The organism is Dyadobacter psychrotolerans (genome assembly GCF_004349265.1).
GTDB classification, from domain to species: Bacteria; Bacteroidota; Bacteroidia; order Cytophagales; family Spirosomataceae; genus Dyadobacter; species Dyadobacter psychrotolerans.
On sequence record NZ_SMFL01000004.1, the window covers coordinates 313,614 to 336,769 of the forward strand.

Sequence of the window (23,156 nt, forward strand, 5' to 3'; positions counted from 1 at the left end):
AGGTTGGGTTTAGAATGTAAGATTTAATCCTGCTATAAAAGCTTTACTGCGTGGATAGGCAGAATAATCCACGCCGGGTGTAACAGGGTTGGAGGAGCGTACACTTACTTCCGGGTCATAACCTGTGTAGCGGGTTAAAATCGCCAGATTATTTCCGGTCACATAAAATCTCAGATTACTGATTTTGATTTTTTTTAGCAGAGGTGAGGGCAGGCTATAACCTAACGTTACATTGCTTAACCTCAGGAATGATCCGTCTTCAATAGCCCAGGAGTGCAAAGTAAAACTTCCGTTGGAACGCAGAGGCTGCCATATTCTGGCATTTTTGTTTAATTCAGCCAGTACAGCCGGTGCTTCTCCCTGCACCACCTGTACGCCGCTCACCGTAGCGGTTCTCTGCACGATCACTCCGTTGGCATCCACAGTTCGCCAGCGGTCGTTCATGGTGGCGAGCATGTTGGCACTTGTGTTATAAGCATTGGTAAATTCAATTTTGTTGGCGTTCATAATGTCATTGCCGATCACAAAGTTGAGAAATACACTTAAATCGAAATTCTTGTAACGAAACTGTTGATTCAGTCCGCCGATCAGTTTGGGAGTGGGGTTCCCAATAATTTTCCGGTCGTTGTCTGCATCGATTTTACCATCTCCGTTTAAATCTTTAAGTTTCAGTGAACCCGGCTGGGCTAACCCCAGAATCGTGTTTCCATTTGTGACCCCGTCTTTCAATGTATAAATCTTCGTAGAAGCATCATAGCTGAAATCATCCAGACCATACATGCCTTCTGTCACAAAACCATACATCGTGCCAACAGGCTGGCCTTCCTGTACAATAAAATCGGCGAGCTGTCCTGATATGCCCCAGTTGGATCCCTGATAATAAAAGTTTTGATAATTGGAAAGTTTAACGATTTTGTTCCGGTTGGAAGATGCATTGAAATTAGCAGTCCAGGTAAAGTTTTTTGTGGCCAGAATGTTGCCGGTTGCCTGTAATTCAATACCTCTGTTTCGTGTTGCGCCCACATTTTGTAGCTGCGTTTTGTATCCCGAACTGCTTGGGATGGGCACATTCAGCAAAAGATCGTCGGTGTCGTTTTGGTAAGCGTCCAGTGAAACCTGTAATTTGTTATGCCATAGCCCAAGGTCAAGGCCAATATTTTTGGAGCTTGTTTTTTCCCATTTCAAATTCAGGTTCGCAAGTGTATTAACCTTATAGCCGGGAGTCAACGTCTCACCGGCACCGTAAGGCGAGGCATTTGCTGAAAACAATGTCAAATACAGAAAATCGCCGATGCGGTTGTTACCAGCGATTCCATAGCTCATGCGCAGCTTCATGTCTGTTAGAAAATTGCCTTTTGGCATAAAAGCCTCTTCCGAAATTCTCCACGCCAGCGAGCCGGAAGGGAAATATCCCCAACGCTGTCCTTCTGCAAATTTGGTAGAGCCATCGGCGCGAACCGTAAAGGTGGCCAGATACTTATCGTTGAATGAATAATTGGCCCGCGAGAAAAATGACAAAATTCTGCTTTCTACTTCATTTGATGACGGGTATAGTGGAAGCGAAGCTCCCAGACTTAATTGTGCCAAAGCTTTCTCAGCAGTAATGCCAATTGGAAAATTTCTCACGATATTTTCCAAAGACTGTACATTGATCTGGTAAATTTCCTGTCCGATCAATGCGTCAAAATGATGTTTTGCGCCCTTGATGCTTTTAGCAGCGTTATTAAAAGCAAGAACATTGGATACATTGATTGTGCTCTGCTTGTTGGTTTGCAACGTAACTACGGGCTCACCGCCATAGGTGTAGAAGCCCTTTGGTGTGCGGTAATCATCAAACATTTTAATTTCACCGGAATTTCTGTTTATTCCAAAATTCGACCGGAAAGACAACCCTTTTGTGAAATTGTAGTTCACAGAGCCGTTCAGATTAAGCGTGTTGGAATAGTTCTTCTTATATTCCATTTCATTGAGCAAAATAGGATTGATCAACGTAAGGCCGTTTCCGCCTGATGCTGTTTCATTAAAGTATTCTTCATCAAACTGATCAATTCTAACGTCTTCATTTTGAATAAAAGGAATGTATTTAATGGTCTGTCTTAATCTTGAAATACTTCCTCCCGACGCGCTGGTTCCGCTGCCGGTTGTTACCTGATCGGCATAACGAACATTAAAGCCGACTTTTAGTTTACTGGTCACCTTATGATCAAAGCGGAAATTGACAAGATTTCTTTCGAATTTCGAGATCAGCATCACACCGTTTTCGGTATTTTTTGTGACACTTAAATTGTAGGTTGTTGTCTTACTTCCTCCGTTTACACTAATATTATGTGTTTGTGAGAAGGCGTTTCTTCCAAAAACTTTGTCCTGCCAGTCAATGGCCGGCGTGTTCTGAAAACGCGAAAGTGTATCCCAGGTAGATCCGTAACGACCTTTAAAAGCATCATTGTTTCCTGTCCTTTCATATTGGTAGACTATAAAATCATAAGGAGACATCAGATCAAGCTTTTTGGAAATTTTACGAAAACCGGCAAAGCCGTTGTAATTGACGGTCGTTTTCATTTCCCTGCCACCTTTGGTTGTCACGATCACAACCCCGTTGGCTCCACGGGCTCCGTAAATTGCTGTGGCAGAGGCGTCTTTAAGTACGTCAATGGATTCTACATCCTGTGGCGAGAGACTGGCAAGGCCATTTTCAACCTGTACGCCATCAATCACGTAAAGCGGTGAGTTGTCCTGCGTTATAGATCCGCCGCCGCGTATCCGGATCTGAACATCAGCACCGGGTGTGCCTTCCGTAGTTGTAACCTGCACGCCTGCCAGCCGCCCGGTCAGTGCCTCAGATGCGGAGTTTAGCGGTACATCTTTGAGCTGTTTAGCACCGACAGATGAAACCGCTCCTGTTAGATCACGTTTGTTAACGGTTCCATAGCCGACTACAACAACTTCCTCAAGTGCTTTGTCGTCGATAGCCAGTTTTACATCCAGCACTGATCTTGTTCCGACCTGAATTTCCTGGGTTAAATAACCAACAAAACTAAAAACAAGCACAGACTTACTATCCGGAACAGAAAGTTTGTACCTGCCCTCCGAATCCGTTGTTGTTCCGGTTTGTTTGCCTTTCAAAAGTATGCTTACTCCCGGCAGCCCCATGCCGCTTTCATCTGAAATGGTCCCGCTTACTGAACGGTCAGCGAAGTTAATTTCGAGGGGTTTGATATTGGTATCAAGATTTAAAAGATCTGTTGTCTGTTTTTGGCTCAGCACAATTTGATTTCCCGAAAGCCGGTAATAAATATGCAGAGGTTTGAGGACCATTTCCAGTACCTCACGCAGCGGCCTGTCCTGAACTGTAACAGAAGTGCGTCTCTCTGACTGCGTCACTTGCGGACTGTACATGAAGTTCACGCCGCTCTCACGCTGGATTTTGGTAAGAATTGTTTTTAAAGGCTTGTCTTCTATATGGAGCGTGATTTTCTTTTCCAGCAAATTTTGTCCGGATACTTCGGTGGCATAAGAGAAACTTACAAAGATTACAGCCAGCAAAAATTGGGCAATGGATATTCTCATGATTGTAATCAGCCGGCTTTGCGGTTCTAAAGGTTTTTCCATAGATTTGACTTACTGCTCAGGCAGTTGTTTTTGTTTGAAATTTGAAAGGTCAGGCAAAGACTAACCCGGCTCACCTGGTCAGACAGGTAGCAAGTCGGGACAATTTTGGCCGGTCGTGTTCGCAGCACTTCCGGCTATTTATTTAAAGTTAATTTTCTGCTTTTGTCGGATCTTTATTATCTGCATCCTTTTCCATAAATAAGTATCTGGCCGTCAGCGACTTCATATCTGGCCTGGATCGTCTCACAGATCAGGTCAAGTTTCTCAAAAAGCGGTTCATTTGTTAGCGTAGCGGTTAGGCTGCAGTGTTTTAAAAGCTCTTCATCGAAGATCATTTTAACTCCATAGATGTGTTCCAGGTCTGCAAAAACTTTCGAAATCGGTGTTTCACTGTAAACAAATTGGAACGGTGTTTGGGGAGAAGCGGTTAAAATCCCGGGATTTTTAACCAGCGTTTTCACCAGGCGCTCTTCTTCTTTTAGGAAAACGGCCTGCTGATTGGGTGTGAGAATGATTTCTTCCGAGAGCCTTGCCTGATCCGGTTTTTCCTTTTTGAAAACAGTTACCTTTCCGGTTTTAACAGAAACAGATACATCAGCATCCTGTTCGTAAGCTTTTATAGAAAAACTGGTTCCCAAGACTTTGGTTACAATCTTGCCTGAATAAACCAGAAAAGGCTTACGCGGATTTTTCACGATGTCAAAAAAAGCTTCCCCTGTCAGGTACACTTCTCTTGTTGTCTGGCCAAAATTACTTGCGATCCTGAGGTTACTTTTTGGAAAAAGTGTTACAATGGAGCCGTCATTAAGAAATACATTTTTATTGAAATCCGTGTCATTGATTTCCTGATAGTCGATCTGCCCGGATTGGTCTGATAAAGCAGTTGTGAAACTGCTATCACGCCATAAATCCTGTGTCAATAAAATCAGCCCGCCAACGATTACAACCGAAGCGGCGGCTTTAAACCATATAGAATTGTAAAAGGGACTGTTTTTTTTATCAGAAGTGCCGTTCAGAATTTTGCTGATTTCGAAACTGACCTCCTCAGTATTTGCAGGCAGATCATCATATTGAAAGGCAACAACCAGCGTTTTGGCCTGTTCGATAATAACATGCTGCTCCGGATGGGCAGTAATCCAATCGTTCCAGAAACGGTCTCTTTCAGGAAGTTTTTCCAAAACCCATTGTCGGAAATACAGGTCCTGAATGAAATCTTCAATTCCGTAAGCCTCGTAATTTTTCATGTAAATATTTAGTTATGATCTGTCCGGTCACGGCAGATTATTTTTAGTAAGGCTGAATAAATCCTAAAACGGTCGCTAAAAACCAGTTTTTCCTCAGCAGTTTTAAGGCTTCGTAAATGAGATTGACAGCTGAATGGTAATTGATCTCCATGATCCCTGCGATTTCGTCGTATTCTAATTCCTGGTAGAATCTCAGATAGATAATTTCGCGTTGCCGTTTGGTGAGTTTGTCAAGATTCAACTGCAGCTTTTTTAAATCTTCATGCTGAATTTCGTTGCGGATCAGATAGGTTTCGATGGTGAACTGTACTTCGAAGGTGTAATCATCCGAAACTTCTTTGGCCTCTCTGAACCACCGAAGGCGTCGGGATTCCCGCAACAGCTTTCTCCGCAGGGATGTCAGCAGATAAGATTTTAAATGATGGACTTCGTCGAGATTTTGCCTGCGATTCCAAATCTCAAGAAACAGGTCGTGAAGGCAATCCTTGACAAATTCACGGTCGTTTTCTAGGCGAATACCGTAGTTTAATAAAAGAGGGTAATAAAGATCCAGTACCCTGGCAAAAGCATTTCTGTCTCCTGATTGAAACGACTGCCAAAGCAGTGTTTCGTCGGGATTAATACTGATGCTTCCTGAATTTTCGGGCCAGGCTGTGCTTTTTGAATAAGACATAAGTGTGCTGCTAATAATAATTCTTCATGATTAAACATGATTTTATGTAGTCACATCCATTAAGAGACTGATATATGTAAATTGTCCTGAAAAAAAGAGAATTATTTTTATACTTAATTTAAATTGATTTCATGTATAAGCACACAGCGTTTTACCGGTAAAAATTTAAGTGTAAAAGCAAATGGCTTTTATCGTAGGTGCTCAGTATATTTAGCCCGGTAAGGTGTTTTCGTTTTAATTAAGTTTTTATTAAAAATATACACAATGAGTGAAGTTCAATTACAGCTGGATGAAAGAGGACGTGGGGCGTTTTACCTCGAAGAAAATAAGGAAAAGTTAGGTGAGATGGTTGTAGGTATCTCCGGAACGGCACTTACTGTGTACCACACCGAAGTAGATCCAAAAATGGAAGGCCAGGGTTTGGCCAAAAAAATGTTTGATTTTATGATTAAATATGTCCGTGAGAAAGGACTAACGGTAGTTCCCCTATGCGAATTCGTACACGCACAGTTTAAGCGTCATCCGGAAGAATTTGCAGATGTCTGGAAAAGATAATACCTGAATTAATTGCTTTTAAGCAGGTTGGGGAAGGTAAACCATAAAGGTGGAGCCGGTTCCGGGTTTGCTGCGTGCTGTAATGTAACCATGATGGTTTTGAACAACCTTCTTGCAAAGGGCAAGCCCAATTCCCGATCCGTTAAACTCTCCCTTACCGTGAAGTCTTTGAAACATCTGGAAAATACGGTCGAGGTATTTTTCGTCAAAGCCTATTCCATTGTCTTGAATCTCAAGACAGATGTAGTGATTATCTTTCAGAACGTTTGAAAAGCTTGTTACCTCTTCATATTCTACTTTTCTCGAAGTAATTTTGATAAAAGGTGATTGATCCGGCTTACGATATTTAAGTGCATTGCTGACCAGATTCTGGATCAGCTGAATCAGTTGGCGTGAACTTCCCAGTATTTCGGATAGATTACCTACTTCAATTTGAGCATTCTGTTCCTGAATAACGATTTCAAGATCTGAGATTACTTCCGCTACAATGAGGTTTAAATCCACCGGCGTAAGTTCTCCTTTTGTAGTGGTAAGCCGTGAATAGGCAAGAAGATCGTCAATCATCTCTGACATTCGTCTTGCCGCATCCTGCATCCGATTGAGCATAAACACGCCATTTTCATCAAGCTTTTCAGTATAATTTGCCTGTAGCCGCGAGCTAAACGATTGAATTTTTCGCAGCGGTTCCTGCATATCATGACTTGCTGCATATGCAAATTGCTGAAGATTGTTGTTGGAATTGACAAGCTCCTGATTAGCCACATGCAGCTCATTGGTTCTTTGTTTAACCCTTACCTCCAGTTCATCGGCAAGCTGCCGGTAACGTTCTTCACTCTTTTTTAATTCTTTGCCCGACATCACCTGAGATGTTACATCCACAGCCATGTCCATAATGGCATAGACCTGGCCATCTTTATTTAAAAGAGGCTTGTAAGTAAAATCGAAATAGTACGTTTTTAAAGTCCCATCCATGTTCAGCTCGGCGGGCTGGCCTACTGCGTGATAGGTCTCGCCAGTGCGGTATACCTGGTCAAGAATATCCAGAAACGGCTGACCAACCAGTTCCGGTACAGCCTGCGCAAGTGGTTTGCCTTTAACTGAATCGCCCTTGCCCCAGATTTTTATCATAGGTTTGTTTGGAATCTCAATGACCATATCCTTGCCTACAAAAAGAGCCGTTGCTACCGGTGCCTGTTCGATCAGGCTGCGCAGATGCTCTTCGCTCGAACGAAGTTTTTGTTCTGCCTGAACCCGGTCGGTTATTTCAAAAAGAATTCCTGAAAGAGAAACACCTTTGCCGTTTTTGTCAAATAAATACCGGCCGATCACTTTTACCCAGTGAATAGAGCCATCATTCCAGATAAACCGTGCTTCATAATTCAGCTCCCCGGATTCGGCGGCATGCCGGTATGCACTGTCTCTGATGTCGATGTCGGTGGGGTGAAGGTGCCGTAAGAATACGTCCCTGGAAAGAGCCAGCGAGCTTTCACCAGTCAGGATTTTAGCCATTGTTGGTGAATAGATGATCTCATCTGTGCTAATGTCCAATAGAAAAGACCCTGCTCCGGTCCCCTCAATTGTCATCGTTGCCTGCTGATCTGCAAAATAAGCCTTTTCCTGATTTGCGACCTGGTCTGAAATATCCTGCACAATTCCCGAAAATCTGTAAAGATCTCCATTGCTGTGAAAGTATGCCTGGCCCTTGGACTGAAGCCATCTGACCGAACTGTTATGTTTGTGTATGGCCCTAAACTGTGCACTGTAACTGCCATCGTTTTTGTTTTCAATGGCACTTAATATCGCAGTCTGGATCCTTTTGCGATCGTCGGGATGAACGCTTTGCAGAGACTCCTGGTAGGTAACAGATAATTTTCCCTGGTAACCAAAAAAGTGGCTGCTTAACTCATCAACCTCAACTAAATTACTGGCCGGATTATAATTCCATGTTCCAAGCTGGGCAGACTTCAAGGCAAAACCGAGTCTTTCCTCGCTTTCCTGACGCGCTTTTTGAGATAAAATCTGAGCAGTAACATCCTGCATGGATCCAACCATCCTAACCGGCCTCCCGTCCTGATGAATGGTGTAACCACGATCCTGAACGTGCGAGTAAGATCCATCTGCACGCCTGAAACGATAATAGTCAGACCAATTGGCACCACCGTGATCAATGACATCGTGTATATGTTTCAAAATCCGCTCCTGATCTTCGGGATGGATCCGGTTGTACCACGAGTCAGGACCTGGCTCCAATTCATCCTGATCATAGCCGAATATCAGCTGCATACCCTCATTCCACCAAACCGTGCTTTTAACCAGATCCCAATCCCAGATAACATCATGGGTAGCCTTGGCAACCAAATTAAATCTTTCACTAGCCAATTCCTGGTTCTGACTTGTTTCAGTTTGTTTGTCATTCATCTCAAATAATCCTTCTTGTCGCCTGTGTATACCAAAAATCCAAGACCTTTCAAAAAAAACCAAATTTACGATTTAATCTTAATCGTAAAATCAATATTGAAGCTGTAATTATACAGTATAAGTTGTCACTACTCCGGTTTAAATATAATAAACTCGTTTAAATAGTTTAGAAGCAGAAATTTGTCAAAACAGATCAGATGAACAGGAACTTTTCTTTTTTTTACGCGCCATTCTTTTTTCTTATTATGGCGGGGCTGACAGCTTTCACTTCCAAGCCGGTTTCACTGTTCAACGGGAAGAATTTTGATGGATGGCAGGGTGATACCTTGACTATATGGAGAATTGAAGACGGTGCCATTGTAAGTGGGTCACTGTCTGAGAATCTTGCCCATAATTGTTTCCTTTCTACAAAAAAAAGTTATTCGGATTTTGTCCTCAAGCTAAAATTTAAGCTTACGGGTACAGAAGGCTTTGTCAATGCAGGTGTGCAGTTTAACAGTAAAAGGGCTGTAAATCCTGATTATGAAATGATTGGCTATCAGGCAGACCTGGGTGAAAAATATTGGGCAAGTTTATATGATGAATCCAGAAGAAACAAGACGCTTTCTAACCCTGACTATGTATTAATAAGCAACATTTTAAAACGGGATACTTGGAATGACTATCAGATACGCAGCGAAAATGGCCACATCCGCCTTTATCTCAATGGTAAGCTGACTGTCGACTACACTGAGAAGGACAAAAGTATTCCGCAGGAAGGCCTGATTGCATTGCAAATTCATGGGGGTGGCAAAGCCATAGTTGCCTATAAAGACATCACCATAGAAGAACTCTGGTAATTGTCATTCCTAATTGCGTACTGTTACTTCCAGGCTTTAAGCAAACGTCTGATCACGACGATTTCGGCCGTATGATATGAATTATGGTCAGCAATCAAAACAGCTTCCCGGAATAAGGTTTGCCCATCGCCCCATTCAAATTTCTTGAAAAGATCTTTACTTTCGTCATTTAACAGATCAAAGAAGCGTTGGCGGTCTTTCTGTATTTCATCAAGAGACGCGTTCCAGCTATCGTCATCAATTTCAGATACGAATTCTGGCCAGTATTCGTCAGGCCATTTAAGCTCTTTGTAATTGTCTGATGAGGAAAAATCAACAATATCTTTTTGCGTAATGCGGATATGCTCAACGAGCTGCCATATGCTGTAAGGCAAGTCGCCTGGTATTTCGGTTCGCAAATTAGGAGCAAGGTCTGCTACGGCATCTTCAAATGAAACATGTGCGTTTCCTTTTTGAATCAATTCGGTTAGCTCAGAAACTGTCGCTTTTTTAATATCCTGACTCATGGATTTTCTTATTTTAGGTTATTCTGTCTGGCAGAAATAGTAAATATATCATGCCAGTAAGCGTTGTTAATATCGGTCTGTACAAATATCAGGATCTGAGCGGTGGCGACAAATGCAATCATTTGCTATTTTAGAGAAATTTTTCTTTTCCCATTCACTAAAACATATGAAATCTAATCGCCGCGATTTTCTCAGAAATATTACTGCCGCATCAGCTTTGATTGCAACGGATAGTGTTGCCAAACCATTCAACATCATTCGAAATCTAAAAAAAATTAGTCCGAATGACAAGATCAGATTTGCAACGATAGGAATGGGGATTCAAGGTCACAGTGACACCAGGGCGGCTTTAAGAAGTTCAAAAGAGGTAGAGTTTGTGGCAGCTGCCGATCTTTATGACGGAAGACTCACCCGTGTTAAGGAAGTATTTGGGAAAGAAGTATTTACAACGCGGGATTATCGGCAGATTTTGGAACGAAAGGATATCGACGCAGTGCTTGTTGTCACACCCGACCACTGGCATGATCATATCACAAAAGCTTCCCTGAAAGCAGGGAAACATGTTTATTGTGAAAAACCGATGGTTCAGCAGATCAATGAGGGACAATCGGTTATCGATGCCTGGAAAAAATCGGGAAAGACGATGCAGATCGGGAGTCAGCGGATTAGCTCTGCGTCATTCCGCGAAGCAAAGCGGCTTTATCAGGCAGGAGAGGTAGGCGAAATCAATTACGTTGAATCCAACAACGACCGCTTCAACGCTATTGGCGCCTGGAATTATTCTATTCCGACAGATGCTTCGTTACGTACGCTGGACTGGGATACATTTTTAGGCGATGCGCCCAAAGTACCATTCGATGCAAAACGTTTTTTCCGCTGGCGGAATTACAAGGATTATGGAACGGGTGTTGCGGGAGACTTATTTGTCCATCTGATCACCGGAGTACATTTTGTGACCAATTCGATGGGCCCTGAAAGAATCTTCTCTTCCGGAGAACTGAGTTACTGGAAAGATGGCCGCGACGTTCCGGATGTACTTGTCTCTATTTTGGAATACCCTAAAACAGATATTCATGCCAATTTTCAAATGGTATTGCGTGTCAACTTTGCCAATGCGGGTGCAATTGCTAACAATACCCGGATCATTGGCACAGAGGGACAAATTGAATTTACAGAAAACAATCTTGTATTAACCAGAAAAAAGCTTCCAAAAGCACCAGGATTCGCTGGTTATGACAGTTATAATACATTTTCAGAAAGCGAACAGGCAGCGTTCAAAAAACAGTATGATGCACAATATCCTGAAAGTACGCGTCTTGCCGAGCCCATTAAAGAAGTAAAGTTTATTGCGCCAAAAGAGGATGATGCACATGCAAATCATTTTGCCGATTTTTTTGACAATATCAGAAAGGGAAGTCTTGGCACCGTTGAGGATCCCGTTTTTGGTTTTCGCGCCGCTGCCCCGGTGTTAGCCTGTAATAGCAGCTACTTCGAGAAAAAAGTTATTCATTGGGATCCGATAAACATGAAACTAAAAAAGGGGTGAGGGTATAAATTGTTTTGTGAAAATGAAACCGGCTATGTTTAAGCCGGTTTTTTTGTTATCAGCGTCAGTTTACCTGCTCATATCTAAAAGAATAAACTGATTTACGACTTACGGATTATTCCAATTTCTTTATCCTGGTTGCTGGAACGGATTTTACATACTGTTGCGAAACATCACAACCACAAAATCATGTTATCAGCTAGGCAATTTAAATTGAAAGAAGATGAATCAAAACAAGTTTCGATCTCACAGGAAGAAATCGACGAAATTGTTCCTGATGCCGATTTCAGGTTCAGTCTGATCATGCTGAAAAACGGAGACAAACACTTTGTTTGTGGAACGAAAAGCGATATTTTACAGCAGTTTTCAAAGGCTGATGATTGATTTTACAGGAAGTTGGTGACAGTGCGATTTGAAAAAGTTTATTTCAGTTACATTTAGTTATGAAAAGCATTCTTTCGATTCTGCTTCTGTTAGGAATTTCGGTTTTTATTGTTGGCGCCAAGTCCGCGTCGGCTCAGCCAAAACAAGGTACGCTCTTGATTATCGGAGGCGGAAACAAGTCACTTTTATTGCTGCGTCAAATGGTGGAAGTCTCTAAACTGACGTCCAGTGATTATGTTGCCGTTTTACCTATGTCCAGTGCTTTTCCGGATACGTCCTACCAGTATTTCAAAACTGATATGAAGCCCGTTTGCAGCAATGCGATCATTAACCTTAATTTCAGAGCATTGGATATGGAAAACCGCCAAAAGCTCGATTCTCTCGAAAAGGCACGGCTTATCTTTATTACTGGTGGTGATCAGGAAAGGTTTATGAATGTGGTCTTGAATACAGCGGTTTACAATGCAATTCACAAAGCTTTTAAAAACGGGGCAACCATAGCGGGAACCAGTGCGGGAGCGGCAGTAATGAGCAAACTAATGATTTCAGGCAGAGAACTTGTTGGTGACACAACCTTGAGGGCGACTTTTCGTAAAGTTCATGACCAGAACATAGAAATTAAACAAGGTTTGGGGCTGCTCACTGAGGCGGTTATTGACCAGCATTTTATCGTAAGAAGCAGATATAACCGCCTTTTGTCCGCCGTTGCCAGATATCCGGATCTAACCTGCATCGGTATAGATGAAGCTACTGCGATCATTGTTACCGGCAAAAAGGTCAGTGTCGTAGGAGAGAGCCAGGTTGTCGTCATCCGTTATCCTGAAAAACTTAAAATCACCAAAAATGGATTGATATCTATGCAGGACGTTCAGTTCAGTATGTTCACTGCCGGTGATTCCTTTTTAATCGGTGAAAAATAATCGCATTTTCAACCGTTCAGTGACAATACTTCCAGCTGGCTTAAAAGCCTTTGTTCGACAAGTTTCATTGTCCTTTTATTAACCTCATTTTCATTTAATTCAAAAAACAGCCATTCTTCATCAGTGAAGTGACCTACCACGACTCCCCTTAGAAAATGCCGGAATTGGTGGTCTTGTCGTAATGCCCTGATAACAAAATCATTTTTTTCTGATGTGTTGAGCTTGTCAAAACGACTTTTATGTTTTTCTATATATTGCCTGAAAGCTTTGATCAACAGATCATTTTGCAGTTTAAGTATGGGTCTGAGTGATTTGTTTTGAAATTCTTCAATGGGCGTTTGCGTTTGCCCGGTCAAAATCTGAGGTCGCAGAGCGAGCAGTTGGCTGGTTTGAGTTTCTGTCATATCACTTTAACATAAAACCTCGGTTAATAATTTAGAAGTAGCAGTTAAAGCGTTCAAAGTTTAATGAGTTTTTAAAATGGTTACTGGCGGCACGCTTTTAGTCAGTGTTTTAGGTCTGATACATTAAACAGTTCAATCATGAAAAATCCTGCATTGCTCGCCTTTTCAATACTATCTCTGACCTTAACTTCCGGTATTTTACTGCGGAAAACTCCTGATGTACCAACATTTATTTCGCAAAGAACCGAAGAGAAAAGAGTGGAAGTCAAACCGGATAATCTGCCTGAAAAGGTGCGGAAGTCCGTGGGTTATAAAACGGAATTTGGATGGAACATCCTTAAAGCTTATCTGGTCACCAATGATGATAAAACCCAGTTATACGAATTGTATGTTCAGAAGGCAGACGGTGAAACCTGGATGAAACTAGACAAGGAGGGAAAGGTGCTTAATTAGCGTTTTGAAGAAAAAAACCCTCAAAGCGTGGAATTAGTAACCAGTTATGTTCGTTATATACACTTGTTAACTATTTGAATTTAAGATATTTATTATTTTGGTGTGATGTTTTTGCTTAATAAGGCGATAACATTTTAGTCTGATCATCCTAATATTAAAAACTTACAGATCATGAAGAAGTTAATCACATCGGCCTTAGCCATAACACTTATTTCTTTTGTCTCCGTCGAGGCGATCACGCCCGAAGGAGGTTCAAATGTTGTAGCAGAACATAATGTCTCTGTCAACTTACAGGAAAAAGTTTCGGTTAAACCCGAAAACCTGCCGGAAGGCGTAAAGAAAACCGTAAAAGGTGAGGCCTTCGCAGGCTGGAAAATTATATCAGCATTTCTGGTCACCGCTGAGGACAAATCCCAATATTATGAACTAAATGTAAAGAATGGTTCTGAGTCAGCCAGGGTTAAACTTGATAAAAACGGAAATAACGTCGAGTAAGAAGTTAATAGTTAATTAAAACCACGCATAAATCAGAATATGGTTAATGTGTGGTTTTTGTATTTTAGAAGAAGTGTAAAAAAAATTAACACTGTTAGGGAATATAATTGTTTATAAAGTTGCTTTGCCAGGAGATAAAGAAATAGGGTAAAGCTGCCAATTTGCAGTCCTGTTATCAACAATCATCCTAAATCAGAACTCAATTACATTTAATGCTTCGGACAATTACTTACTTTCTGCAACTACTGTTTTTATTGTCTTTTCTGACTGGCTGTCTTTCCGGAAAGAAAACACGGCTTTTGGTACCTGACAAACAAACGCTGTCCCAGAAAAACAAGCTGCAGCAAACGCTGTTACAGGGGAAAGAGCTTTTTACGACCAACTGTGTATCGTGTCATAATATGCAGGACGATGGGATTGGGCCAAGGTTAGGAGGGGTTACCACTTTACTTGCAGAACAACATTTGATTGATTTTATCAAAAACCCGGCAAAAATTATTGAGGGTGGAGATAAGCGCGCGGCAAGTCTGAACCGAAAATATAAGATGGTCATGCCGTCCTTTGATTTTCTTGCTGACTCTGAGATTAAGTCTATACTTTCTTATCTGGATAGTGAAACCAGAGAAAAGGCAATTCAGCCTTTGGTTGTAAAAGAAGAAATAACGGCTAATACCATCGAACGGCTAACCAGTCCGGTCTCAAAATCGGGTCTTAGGATAGAGGTCGAGGATTTTGTCAGTGTTCCCGCTTCAAGCGAAAAGATGCCCAAAACAAGAATTGCAAACATGCGTCCGCATCCGTCAGGCGACGGCTCTGTTTTTGTAAGCGACCAGCGCGGCATTATATACCGCATCAGTAATAAAGAGGTCAACATGTTTTTTGACATCCGGTCTTTGATTGAAAATTATATTAACGAACCTGGCCTGGGAACCGGACTGGGCAGTTTTGCTTTTCATCCGGACTACCTTCAAAATGGTTTAATATACATCACCCATACAGAAGCATTCAAAGGTAAAAGGGCGGATTACTTTTACGCCGATTCCATTAAAGTGGCAATGCAGTGGGTTGTTTCCGAATGGAAAATAAAAGATGTGAAATCGACAGTTTTTGAGGGAACTCGAAGGGAGCTGCTTCGCATTAACGTGCCTAACAATGTTCATGGAACCCAGGACATTGAGTTTATTCCAGGCTTAAAAAAAGGGGATAAGGACTATGGTTTGCTGTATATCGGCACGGGAGACGGCGGATCAACCATTTCAAAACATCCTGAATTATGTCATAACCTTCATTCTCTTTTAGGTACGATCATCAGAATTGACCCGTTGGGTAATAATAGCAAAAATGGAAACTATGGCATACCTGTGGATAATCCATTTGTAACAAGTGCCGATCCGGATGTAAGAAAAGAGATTTATGCTTATGGTTTTAGAAATCCGCACCGGCTTTCATGGGATTCAAAATATGGGAACAGGTTATTTAGCTCCGACGTGGGCGAAGTTAATTTTGAAGAGGTTAACGCTGTCGTAAAAGGTGGAGACTATGGCTGGAACAACATGGAAGGTAATTACGGCATCTCCCCTAAAGATTTAAAAAACGTTTTTCCGGTAAGCAAAAGCGCACAAGCTAATGCAATGGTGCCCTTTGCCAGGTATGACCACATCGATGGCAACGCAATCAGTGGCGGTTATGTTTATGAAGGTAACCTGGAAGCATTGAACGACAAGTATCTTTTTGGCGATATTGTGAAAGGACGACTGTTTTACATCAATATCAACAAAGCGCTCTCGGATTCAACGATTCACGAATTGATGATTGTACAGAACGGACAAGAAACAAGTCTTGAGAAGATGTCCGGTTCAAAAAGAGTCGATCTTCGCATAGAATATAATCCGTTCACCCACGATTTATTTATTATGACAAAAAGCGATGGTAAGATTAGAAGAGTAACGAAAGCCTTTGTTGAAAAACTTCCCTGACAAGACCTTTCGTTACATTAAATTAACCAAATTTATTCTGACTATCATAAGCCAGGCCAAGTCCTACGCTGGAAAGTTTATTTTCATCGGCAAGGGCGGCATTAGGAAACAAAGCAGCAAACTCTGCCTGAACGGATGGTACTTCGGTGGTTCCTCCGGTCAAAATAACAAGATCAATATCATTCCGGTCTACTCCCGCGTCTGTCAAACATTGCAGAGCCGCTGCCGATATCTTCTGTAATTGCATCGAAATGGCCGTATCAAACTGTTTGCGGGTTACCCGGGCAGTGAGTCCTTCTTCAATAAAGTCAAAGGGTGTGTTGTAACTGGTATCGGCTGTAAGAGCTATCTTGGTTTCTTCTGTAACTGCGAGCAGCGCATGTCCTGTTTCCTGTTCCAATACCTGCAAAAGTCTTTTAAAGCGAGGTTTGTCGTGCGATTCGTACAGGAGCTGTCTGGTCTGCGATATAATTTTCGTCGTGTACAAAAAGTTGACTTTGCTCCATTCCGACAGATCATAATAATGCCGAAGCGGCACTTCCAGATTTTTGGTACCATAAGTGCTTTTATAGCCTAATTCTGGCATGATTGCTGCGAGACTAAGGTCCTTATCAAAGTCGTTTCCACCTACACGGATACCGGTGTTGGCCAGAATATCTCCGGAACGGTCGTGTTTGTTAATGTATCTGTTTGACAGCCTGATCACAGTGAAATCCGAGGTGCCTCCGCCAAGGTCAGCAACCAGGGCTAGTTTTTCGCCCGAAATATTTACTTCGTGTGCAAAGGCAGCAGCGATAGGTTCAAATTGAAAATCTATATTTTTGAAACCCAACTGTGTCGCAATCGACCTGAGCTCAGCCTGGGCGCGGTCATTAGCTGCCGGGTCGTTATCCACAAAATGAACCGGGCGGCCCATGACCACATTTTCAATTTGCTGTCCGGCATCGGCATCTGCCTTTTCTTTGATGTTTTGGAGAAATGCAGCAATGATCTGATCAAATTTCATCAATTCTCCGTTCACCATTGTGCCTTGTCTCATGATCGGCGTTCCCAGCACGCGCTTAAGACTTCGCATCAAACGGCCAGGGTTTCTGGTTAGGAATTTATTTACAGCCTCTCTGCCGTAAAACGCCACGTTACCTTTACGTAAAAAGAACATAGCACTTGGAATGGTGATGCTTGTACCTTCAACGGCGACCAGATGTATGTTTCCGCGGTTTGCGACGGCTATACTTGAATTGGAGGTTCCGAAATCTATTCCGCAGGAAATATTGCTCATAATCAGTTTCAAAAATTTGGGCGCGCAATTTCAGATTATTAGTCAAGAAATACAACCTCAATTGAGGCTGTATTCAATAATTTAAATAAAATAGTATTCTTTCCGGAAATACTCCTAGGACAGAATTAAGTCTCAAGGTAGAGCAGCCAAGGAATTTGTACAATGTGTGAACTCGTTTTTATCTACTGCGTGTCACTGAATTTTTATCCTTTAATTTATAAAAATCGAGCGGATTTGAATAGATATGATAGGGTTGGACCTTATTATGAATATTCTTCAATCAACGAATTTTATGATTAAAAAAATAATTTCCCTGGTCCTGATTTTTAGCGGCTTTGCTAAAACTTCCGTCGGGCATGTTTACAAAGATGATTTTATTCAATATGAAGCGGTAAATCTAACAGCGGAAGATAAGTTGTTACTGAAAGAGGTGATTGGAAAACTACACGACCGATACGATCCGCAGCAGCAAATGCTTACCAGGACGCTGAATGCCTGGAACTATCACACCGATGCGCAAACGGGCACCTTCCATGAGGTACGATCATCATTCAATTACGCTGTGGGCTTGCTTGATGTTGGAGAAGAGCAGTACCGGCAAAGAGCGTTTGATCTGATCCACAAAACGATCACCTTGCAGGATACAATTTCAGGCTCGAAAACATGCGGAGTATGGCCCTACTACATGGAGGAGCCATTAGCTACCAAAAAGTCGCCGGCAGACTGGAACTGGGCTGATTTTAATGCAGTCAGCCTGCTTGATGTTTACATGGGACATTACGATAAACTTCCTGTTGAGCTAAAAGCAGAAATCCGCACATCTCTGATTTACGCTGCCAGATCCATACAAAAACGGGATGTCCAGCCCAATTATACCAACATCGCAATTATGGGAACCTATGTAACTTACGTGATTTCGCATCTTTTTGATATCCCTGAAATGAAAGTGTACGCGTATGCAAGGTTAAAGAAGTTTTACAATTATACGCTTGAACGGGGTTTTACAGAATACAATAGCCCGACGTACACCATCGTGGCCCTTGACGAGCTAGACCGAATGAAACGGCATATCGTCGCCAGCGAAGCTAAGACAATGATCGATTCACTTTACAACACAGCCTGGGACATTATTGCCAGGCATTATCACAAACCATCCGCTCAGTGGGCTGGACCTCATAGCCGTTCTTACAGTTCACTGCTGCAGTCCAATGTAAATGGCCTTTTGAAGCAGGCTTCCGATGGCAAAATAGATCCTCCCGGAGCAACCCCAAGAAGTGATGTAAAGATCAAACATAAAATTCCGGCGTACCTGATGCCTTATTTTTTAAATCCCCAATTTCCCCGGACACAGCTCGATCAGCTTACCACGAATGATCCAAAAGTGATCGGGACAACTTATCTGACCAGTCGCTATGCCTTGTCTTCTGCCAACCGTTCCAGTTTGTGGAATCAGAGAAGGCCATTTTTAGCTTACTGGGGAACGCCGGAAAAACCATCGTATTTACAGGTCAGGTTTTTGCACGATGACTATGATTTTAGCGCATCTGCCTTTTACAGTGCTCAGAAGGAAAATGACATTCTTGCTGGGATTAATTTTATGACCAATGCCGGAGATAAACACATTAACATTGACAAGCTTCAGGCAGGAAAGTTCAAAGCAAAGGATTTACGGCTGAGATTTGAGTTTGGCAACCTGCCGCCGGAAAAACTGGTAGTCCCCGGGGCAGACCATGATGCATTCACGATCAGTTCAAATGGATTGAAGTTTAATATTCAGTTGTTCACCTCCATTTTTGGTCATAATAAGGGTCATTGGGAAAAGGGAGGAAACGAAAAAGTTTCCTGGATTGATTACGTGATTTATTCCGGAGCAGAGACTGACTTTGATTTGTCGGCGATTAACGAAGCTGTTTTAGGATTTACTTTCAATTTGACGGATGGAAAAACAAAAGTAAAAACACAGAAGGCTATCGTTTCAAAGGATAATGAAAACTTAAACGCAAAATGGAAAGGGTTGAGTGTGACATTACCGGTTAAGCCCGGCAAACAGCCAGGTAATCTGTAGTCGGATTTCATTTCGATATGGCAAAGTGCCTCTGGTCCTGTGTGCGTTGCCATTTTTTATCCGTTACAAATGCGGTAAGCTGTTTTTGCAAGTAAAGTCATGGCATGATTTGTTTGCCAGTATGTTTTTATATTGCAATAATAAAATAGCATAATATGCTTTCCAGACGAGAAGTGATAAAACTTGCGGGGCTCACATCAGGTATGTTAATGACCGGCTCAGATTTTTTATCTGCTAAAACAAATGCAGCCATGTTACTTCGCTCTATTCCGTCATCAGGAGAAAAGCTGCCCGCTGTCGGACTTGGTTCGTGGCAGCAATTTGATGTCGGTCCATCAGATGCTGAACGTCTGCCGTTAAAAGACGTGCTTACAAAAATGAATGAGATGGGCGGAAAGGTTATCGACGCTTCACCGATGTATGGGCGTGCCGAACAGGTAATAGGCGATTTGAGTGAGGGACTCAAACTTAACGACCGGTTTTTTATGGCCACCAAAGTATGGACAACCGGAAAGCAGGCCGGAATCGCTCAGATGAATGATTCACTTCGTAAAATGAAACGAAGCAAGATTGATTTAATGCAAATCCATAACCTGCAGGACTGGCAAACGCATTTGGGCACACTGAGAGACTGGAAGGCAGCCGGTAAGATTCGCTACATTGGTGTGACGCACTATACCAATTCTGCACATGATCAGCTTGAAACGATTGTTAAATCAAACCAGGTGGATTTTGTCCAGTTTAATTTCTCTATACGGTCCAGAAACGCAGAAAAAAGTCTCCTGCAGGCTGCAAAAGATAATGGTGTGGCTGTTTTAATTAATGAGCCCTTTGATCAGGGTGCGCTTTTCAGAGCTGTGAAAGGAAAGGAACTTCCTTCGTGGACAGCCGAATACGATATTAACTCCTGGGCGCAGCTTTTTTTGAAATACATACTATCCAATACGGCGGTCACCTGCGTTATTCCGGGCACGTCCGATGTAAAACATCTCGTTGATAATTTGGGGGCAGCCCTGGGCAGGCTGCCTGACGAGGCTGGCCGAAAGAAAATTGTAAATTTGATTACTTCGATTTAAAAGAATGATATCTGTAATCATATGTTCGGCGAGTCCGGATGATCTGCTTTTAGTAAAAACAAATATTGAACAAACGATTGGTGTACCCTACGAAATTCTGGCTTTTGATAATGGTGATGCACAGAAAGGTATTTGTGAGATTTATAATGAAGGTACCCGGGCAGCTCAATATGGCATTCTCTGTTTCATGCATGAGGATATTGAAATGGTCAGTCAGCGGTGGGGAGAGAAGGTTATTGAAATATTTGAAAAAAATACAGAATTTGGCCTGGTTGGACTTGCCGGTGGAGGATATAAGTCAGTTGTGCCATCCAGTTGGTATAATGCGGACCTGGAAGTGAACGGCGAGTTCTATTGCTCTTTGATACAAGGATTTAAATATTCAGGACGTGAGGAATTTTATGATTACAGAAACCCTAAAAATGAAAATCTATCACGGGTAGCCTGCATTGACGGCTGCTGGATGTGCACCCGAAAAACGATCGCTGAGAAATATCCCTTTGATGCACAGTTGCTCCGCCATTTTCATGGTTATGATCTGGATTTTTCTCTTTCTGTAAATCAGCAGTATCAGGTTGGAGTTAGCTATGAGATTCTTTTGAAGCATTTTTCAGAAGGTAATTTTAGTGAAGCATGGCTGGAAGATACACTTAAAGTCCATAAAAAGTGGAGTCACCTGCTTCCGGTTAATACCGATAATTTGGAGGAGAAAACACTGAAAAGGTATGAAAGGAGGGCATTTAAAGCATTTTTCAATAGAATGCTCGATTCAGGAATGTCTTACAAGCGGCTCAGAAAGATTATCTGGGACAGCAGAAAATCGCGAATTTTTCCACTTCGTATTTTAATCAAAATATATCTGGATTTGCAAAAAGTCCGTAAGAAGAGAAGACGGGAAGGTAAAGCCTATTGAGCGTTTGCAGCAATGTCGTAGCCTAATTCTTTGAAGTATGGAGTCCAGAACTTTACATGCTGGTCCCACGCATGGCATCCAAAAGGAAGCTGATTGCTATTGTGCATCATGGATTGTTTGAGGCGATTTTCAAACGAGAATCGCAGTGCAGTTTTGTACAGCGGAATTTTGAGCCTACGCCATTTCCGGTTTGCTTCTATGCTCCAGAACACATCTTCATGAAATTGATGCTCCTCTCTTTTGTGATACTGATTTATTTGTGGCGCTAGCTTGATCGAAAGATCGTAAAGTCTTTTGACGCGGCGTAAGGAAAAACCGCCATTACCAACCATGTTGTCAAACTGCCGGTCGCTGGGAATGTCATTTTCGAGCGTATTAACAAAAATGTGATAACGTGTATTGAGCCGGGTTTTCCACTCTTTTACGAAATCAGGATTTGCAAGACGTTTCAGCCAGGGAGCACCTATGTAGTCAAAACCTTTGGAACACCACTGTAAAAGCTCATCCCTGAAAACAAATGCATCCAACTGATGAATAAGGATAAATTCATAATCCAAAAACCTATCATAAAAGTCCGGCGACAGCATCAGTTTATTATAACCCTGGATACCGTCAAAATACGAATCCTCAAAACATTCAACTCCGGTAAGCTGATGATTGCCCTGTATTTTGGTTAAATCCAGAGATTCAGGTTTAATGGCGAAAACCGGATGTGCCGAAAGCACTTTCAAACATTGTGTGAGCGAGATTTCTTCAAAACGGGTAAGCTCCGGTTTGTAAAAGGGAATCACAACCGCGACCTGTTTTTTACTTGTCATAAAATAAAACGCAGTTGTTATTTTTTATCAAGCATTTCGACAATTGATTCAAGATGTTCCTGAAAGAAAAAATCATAACCGTTTTCTCCTTCGGGCACCACGTTGATTACTTCAAATGACGTTTCCAGAATACGCGGGACTTTTAATGATTCGGCAATGGAAAAAGGAAACGACTGGTTGCCTATAAAGAATTTAGCTCCGGCAATAATCTGAGCCATTTCCAGGAAATTGTCCACCTGCACCCACTTTATGTGCGGAATCGTTTTTTTGATGTCTTTATACTCAGACTCAACGCCGATGAATACGATATTTTTGTAGTTGTTCAAAAACTTATAGTTGACCGTAAAATTGCGGTAACGTTCACTTCTCGCCATTACGATCGTGCCTGCATATTCTTTATTGGGTTCTACCGTCAGCCACGGAGTATACAATACAGGGTTCACGCCGGTTAGATAACTGCACCAGCGGGCAATATTGCCTTTGTCGAGCGGCACTCCGCCGGCCCGGAAATAATCGAGGTCAATGTCAACAGTCTGATCTGTAAGAATTTCACAGACATCAATGTAGTGCTGTGGACGTAGCAGGGCAATGAGCATTTCTGCCATTTTCTCGTTAAGCATTACATTTCCAAGTGGATGTGTGTGATAACCTGCCAGTTTTAGGGGCTGGCCCAACCTGAGATAAAGCTCAACGGGTACATTTGTGAGCGCCTTTATTTGTCTGATGGTAGGAAGCGCATACATTACATCACCCGCATTGCCGCTATGACACAGACGGATTCTGCCATTTTTTTTGGCATATTCAATGATCTTGCCCGGACTCGTTAATTTTTCTGCATTGGTGATAAAGTTGGCAAATTCAACATGCTTGTGGTTGGCAAGTTCCCACTTGTATTGCTTGTATTTGATCCGGTCTGTGTGTTTCAGCCAAAGCCTTGCTGCCAGATTTTTCTTTTTAAACATGCCTGCTAACGTTTAATTCCT

At 42.2% G+C, this 23,156-nt stretch carries 20 protein-coding genes; 11 read left to right on the plus strand and 9 right to left on the minus strand.

Annotation, left to right across the window (positions count from 1 at the left end; translation table 11 throughout):
- Nucleotides 1–9: 9 nt before the first annotated feature.
- From E0F88_RS12980 to E0F88_RS12990, 3 genes are all read right to left on the minus strand, one after another.
- Nucleotides 10–3,609, minus strand: coding sequence for a TonB-dependent receptor (locus E0F88_RS12980; protein ID WP_131958684.1), 3,600 nt, complete (start codon nt 3,607–3,609; stop codon nt 10–12).
- Between the two features lie 176 nt (nt 3,610–3,785).
- Nucleotides 3,786–4,853, minus strand: a complete 1,068-nt coding sequence (locus tag E0F88_RS12985) for a FecR family protein (protein WP_131958685.1) — start codon at nt 4,851–4,853, stop codon at nt 3,786–3,788.
- Between the two features lie 43 nt (nt 4,854–4,896).
- A complete protein-coding gene (locus E0F88_RS12990; RefSeq protein ID WP_131958686.1) occupies nt 4,897–5,526 on the minus strand; it encodes an RNA polymerase sigma factor in 630 nt (209 codons plus the stop codon).
- A 264-nt stretch (nt 5,527–5,790) separates the two neighbouring features.
- On the opposite strand from E0F88_RS12990, the gene E0F88_RS12995 reads away from it, so the two are divergent.
- Entirely contained in the window at nt 5,791–6,081 is a 291-nt protein-coding gene (locus E0F88_RS12995; protein ID WP_131958687.1) for a GNAT family N-acetyltransferase, read from the plus strand.
- An 18-nt stretch (nt 6,082–6,099) separates the two neighbouring features.
- On the opposite strand, the gene E0F88_RS13000 is transcribed toward E0F88_RS12995, so the two are convergent.
- Nucleotides 6,100–8,499 (minus strand): PAS domain-containing sensor histidine kinase, encoded by a 2,400-nt coding sequence (locus E0F88_RS13000; protein WP_131958688.1) that lies wholly within the window; start codon nt 8,497–8,499, stop codon nt 6,100–6,102.
- A 197-nt stretch (nt 8,500–8,696) separates the two neighbouring features.
- On the opposite strand from E0F88_RS13000, the gene E0F88_RS13005 reads away from it, so the two are divergent.
- Nucleotides 8,697–9,338 carry a 3-keto-disaccharide hydrolase gene (locus E0F88_RS13005; protein ID WP_131958689.1) on the plus strand — a complete coding sequence of 214 codons (642 nt, stop codon included), beginning with the start codon at nt 8,697–8,699 and terminating at the stop codon, nt 9,336–9,338.
- Nucleotides 9,339–9,361: 23 nt separating this feature from the next.
- Here E0F88_RS13005 and E0F88_RS13010 read toward each other — a convergent pair whose 3' ends face one another.
- A complete protein-coding gene (locus E0F88_RS13010) occupies nt 9,362–9,844 on the minus strand; it encodes a DinB family protein (protein WP_131958690.1) in 483 nt (160 codons plus the stop codon).
- A 166-nt stretch (nt 9,845–10,010) separates the two neighbouring features.
- On the opposite strand from E0F88_RS13010, the gene E0F88_RS13015 reads away from it, so the two are divergent.
- From E0F88_RS13015 to E0F88_RS13025, 3 genes are all read left to right on the plus strand, one after another.
- The gene (locus E0F88_RS13015) at nt 10,011–11,390 is read left to right on the plus strand and encodes a Gfo/Idh/MocA family protein (protein WP_131958691.1); all 1,380 of its coding nucleotides are present in this window, start codon (nt 10,011–10,013) and stop codon (nt 11,388–11,390) included.
- Between the two features lie 189 nt (nt 11,391–11,579).
- The gene (locus E0F88_RS13020) at nt 11,580–11,774 is read left to right on the plus strand and encodes a hypothetical protein (protein WP_131958692.1); all 195 of its coding nucleotides are present in this window, start codon (nt 11,580–11,582) and stop codon (nt 11,772–11,774) included.
- 59 nt (nt 11,775–11,833) lie between these two features.
- Nucleotides 11,834–12,694, plus strand: coding sequence for a cyanophycinase (locus tag E0F88_RS13025; protein ID WP_131958693.1), 861 nt, complete (start codon nt 11,834–11,836; stop codon nt 12,692–12,694).
- Nucleotides 12,695–12,702: 8 nt separating this feature from the next.
- Here E0F88_RS13025 and E0F88_RS13030 read toward each other — a convergent pair whose 3' ends face one another.
- A complete protein-coding gene (locus tag E0F88_RS13030) occupies nt 12,703–13,098 on the minus strand; it encodes a glyoxalase (RefSeq protein ID WP_131958694.1) in 396 nt (131 codons plus the stop codon).
- Nucleotides 13,099–13,236: 138 nt separating this feature from the next.
- Between E0F88_RS13030 and E0F88_RS13035 the strand changes: the two genes are divergently transcribed.
- The 3 genes from E0F88_RS13035 (at nt 13,237) to E0F88_RS13045 (ending at nt 16,022) form a co-directional block, all read left to right on the plus strand.
- The gene (locus tag E0F88_RS13035) at nt 13,237–13,551 is read left to right on the plus strand and encodes a hypothetical protein (protein WP_131958695.1); all 315 of its coding nucleotides are present in this window, start codon (nt 13,237–13,239) and stop codon (nt 13,549–13,551) included.
- Between the two features lie 171 nt (nt 13,552–13,722).
- Nucleotides 13,723–14,046 carry a hypothetical protein gene (locus tag E0F88_RS13040; RefSeq protein WP_131958696.1) on the plus strand — a complete coding sequence of 108 codons (324 nt, stop codon included), beginning with the start codon at nt 13,723–13,725 and terminating at the stop codon, nt 14,044–14,046.
- A gap of 212 nt (nt 14,047–14,258) precedes the next feature.
- A complete protein-coding gene (locus E0F88_RS13045) occupies nt 14,259–16,022 on the plus strand; it encodes a PQQ-dependent sugar dehydrogenase (RefSeq protein WP_131958697.1) in 1,764 nt (587 codons plus the stop codon).
- 22 nt (nt 16,023–16,044) lie between these two features.
- On the opposite strand, the gene E0F88_RS13050 is transcribed toward E0F88_RS13045, so the two are convergent.
- On the minus strand, nt 16,045–17,301 hold the full coding sequence (locus E0F88_RS13050) for an Hsp70 family protein (protein WP_131958698.1): 1,257 nt from the start codon (nt 17,299–17,301) through the stop codon (nt 16,045–16,047).
- 292 nt (nt 17,302–17,593) lie between these two features.
- Here E0F88_RS13050 and E0F88_RS13055 point away from each other — a divergent pair, with 292 nt between their 5' ends.
- The 3 genes from E0F88_RS13055 to E0F88_RS13065 all read left to right on the plus strand — a co-directional run bounded on the left by E0F88_RS13055 (nt 17,594) and on the right by E0F88_RS13065 (nt 21,355).
- The gene (locus E0F88_RS13055; RefSeq protein ID WP_131958699.1) at nt 17,594–19,366 is read left to right on the plus strand and encodes a DUF8769 domain-containing protein; all 1,773 of its coding nucleotides are present in this window, start codon (nt 17,594–17,596) and stop codon (nt 19,364–19,366) included.
- 155 nt (nt 19,367–19,521) lie between these two features.
- Nucleotides 19,522–20,442: an aldo/keto reductase gene (locus E0F88_RS13060; protein WP_131958700.1), complete on the plus strand. Its 921-nt coding sequence runs from the start codon at nt 19,522–19,524 to the stop codon at nt 20,440–20,442.
- Between the two features lie 4 nt (nt 20,443–20,446).
- Entirely contained in the window at nt 20,447–21,355 is a 909-nt protein-coding gene (locus E0F88_RS13065) for a glycosyltransferase (protein ID WP_131958701.1), read from the plus strand.
- On the opposite strand, the gene E0F88_RS13070 is transcribed toward E0F88_RS13065, so the two are convergent.
- On the minus strand, nt 21,349–22,173 hold the full coding sequence (locus E0F88_RS13070; protein ID WP_131958702.1) for a DUF5672 family protein: 825 nt from the start codon (nt 22,171–22,173) through the stop codon (nt 21,349–21,351). The two genes, E0F88_RS13065 and E0F88_RS13070, sit on opposite strands and share 7 nt — an antisense overlap.
- Nucleotides 22,174–22,190: 17 nt before the next feature.
- Entirely contained in the window at nt 22,191–23,135 is a 945-nt protein-coding gene (locus E0F88_RS13075; RefSeq protein ID WP_131958703.1) for a hypothetical protein, read from the minus strand.
- Nucleotides 23,136–23,156 lie beyond the last annotated feature (21 nt).